At 35.0% G+C, this 2,232-nt stretch carries 3 protein-coding genes; 1 reads left to right on the top strand and 2 read right to left on the bottom strand.

Annotated features, from left to right (window positions below):
* Positions 1 to 118: 118 nt before the first annotated feature.
* Positions 119 to 1,230 (bottom strand): IS3-like element IS981 family transposase gene (locus AB0N03_RS52140; protein ID WP_364388955.1). Its coding sequence is split into 2 segments (ribosomal slippage): positions 119 to 1,014 and positions 1,014 to 1,230, totalling 1,113 coding nucleotides; the frame shifts between segments, so codons are not numbered across the junction.
* A 92-nt stretch (positions 1,231 to 1,322) separates the two neighbouring features.
* Here AB0N03_RS52140 and AB0N03_RS52135 point away from each other — a divergent pair.
* The gene (locus tag AB0N03_RS52135; protein WP_003131722.1) at positions 1,323 to 1,904 is read left to right on the top strand and encodes a recombinase family protein; all 582 of its coding nucleotides are present in this window, start codon (positions 1,323 to 1,325) and stop codon (positions 1,902 to 1,904) included.
* Positions 1,905 to 2,030: 126 nt separating this feature from the next.
* On the opposite strand, the gene AB0N03_RS52130 is transcribed toward AB0N03_RS52135, so the two are convergent.
* Positions 2,031 to 2,132, bottom strand: a complete 102-nt coding sequence (locus AB0N03_RS52130) for a type I toxin-antitoxin system Fst family toxin (protein ID WP_356706956.1) — start codon at positions 2,130 to 2,132, stop codon at positions 2,031 to 2,033.
* Positions 2,133 to 2,232: the final 100 nt, after the last annotated feature.

The raw sequence follows: 2,232 nt of genomic DNA, 5'->3' as shown, positions 1-2,232 counted from the left end.
AATTTCTGAATGATTTAATTAAACTATATCTATAATGAATACAAAAACTCATGTTAATAAATAATGACGTTAAGTCAAGTTTTTAGAGTAACAAACGTAGAATTTTAATCTATTTATTTTAAGCACTTACCTTTTCAAATTGATTAGGTGTAAGATACCCTAAACTTTGATGGATTCGTTTTGAATTATAAAAGGCTTCGATGTACCAGAAAATACTCTGATAGGCTTCTTCAAAGTTCTTATATTTAAATTGATACACCCACTCTCTTTTTAAATGTCCATGCCAAGATTCAAGACTGGCATTATGATAAGGGTATCCCCTTCGACTGAAAGAGTGAGTCATCCCATAATACTTAAGCAACTCTTCATACTCTAGACTCGTATACTGGCTTCCTTGGTCAGAATGAAGAATAACAGCTTCTGGATAGTCTTGTGATTTAATGGCCTTATTTAAAGTTCTTTGCACTAATTCTACAGTCATTCGCTTGCCCAAATCCCAAGCAATGACTTTTTTAGTATAACGATCCATAATGGTTGAGAGATAAGCCCATCCTTGTTGAGTAGGAATATAAGTAATGTCGGTTGACCAAACCTTATTTTTCTTTGTAGGTTCAGTCTGTATGAGATTTTTTCGATTGATGTGATCACTTAGTGAGTATCCAGGCTTAAATTTCTTAATGACTACAGACTTGAGTTGAAGTTGCTTCATTAGCTTCTGTACCAGTTTTAACCCGACTTTTTCCTCTTGTTTAAGTAGAAGATGATGAATTTTAGGAGCACCATAGATTTCTCGGTTAGTATTGAAGAGTTGAGAAATTTTGAGTGACAGGTATTGTCTCCTTAATTGAGTTTTAGATGGATGTCGGTTAATCCGTTCATAATAACTTGATTCAGGAACATCAAGGAGTTGACAGCTTAGTCTGACATTGAGTGCTAAAGTTTGTATGGTTTGAGCCATATCCGCAGCACTCACTTCTTTTTCTCGGCGAATATGGTCAATACTTTTTTTAAGATGTCTCGTTCTTCCTTAACTTTAGCCAGTTGTCTTTTTAATTCTAGAAAATCAGCTTTAGAGACGGAGCTTTCATTAGATTTAGAGTAGAGGTCTATCCATTTATAAATTGTTGCAGGGGCCACGTCGTATTCTTTAGACAGCTGGGTGACGGATTGACCAGAATGATAGAAGGCGATAAGGGTTTCTTTAAATTCTTTTGAGTAGCGTTTTTTCATGTTTTTGTCCTTTGTCTAAATTATACAATAGTGACTCTAAGATTTAAGGATAACATCACTCACAACTTAGGGTTATTAATAGAGGTCAAAATATGAAAATTGGGTATGCACGTGTCAGTACTTTTGAACAAAAATTAGAATCTCAAATTGAAGTTCTGAAAGAAGCAGGAGCAGAAGAAGTTTTCCAAGAAAAGTTTACTGGAACTAATGTCGAACGTCCACAATTTAATCTAGTATTTAAAAAGTTAAAGGATGGTGACACTTTAATTGTGACAAAGTTAGACCGATTAGCCAGGAACACTAGAGAAGTTTTAGAAATTGTTCAATCGTTATTTAATAGAGGAATTAAGGTTCATATATTAAATATTGGTCTTATTGATAATACACCTACTGGTCAGCTGATTTTTACCATCTTCAGTGCTTTTGCGCAGTTTGAACGAGACCTTATTGTAACCAGGACTCAGGAAGGAAAACATTTTGCTAAGCTTCATGATCCAAGTTTTAGGGAAGGGCGTCCTCAAAAATTTACCGAAGAACAAATTCAATTTGCTTATGAGTTAAAACAGCAAGGAATGACTTACAAGATGATTGAGCGAAAAACTGGTATCAGTATTGCGACTCAAAAACGAAGATTTATAAAAGCAAAAAATCAAGCTATTGACAAAGACTATTGAAATGTTATAATTTAGTTAACGAAGATTTGTGGGAGTGGTATCTCACAATAGGAACTGAGGAACTGCGAATTCCTCAGTTTTTTTGTACAAAAAACGCCCGGTTCTGCGAAACTGAGCGAATGTGGATTAATGGCGCTTACGTCGGTATTTTAACCAATCCTTGACCAGCTCAAGGATTACTCCAACCACAATAGGAGCGACTACTGATACGAAGATTGTTATGAGCATAGACTCACCTCCCTTCTAAGGCAATACTGCATCAGAAAGGTGCGCCACTAAGAATTATATCATAAAAAAGGAAATAAATACCCTAGTAGTAGAAGAGTAA

This window comes from Amycolatopsis sp. NPDC051061, assembly GCF_040682935.1.
Taxonomy (GTDB): domain Bacteria; phylum Actinomycetota; class Actinomycetes; order Mycobacteriales; family Pseudonocardiaceae; genus Amycolatopsis.
Note: the sequence above shows the minus strand (reverse complement) of the source record. Positions and strands in the feature narration are given on the sequence as shown.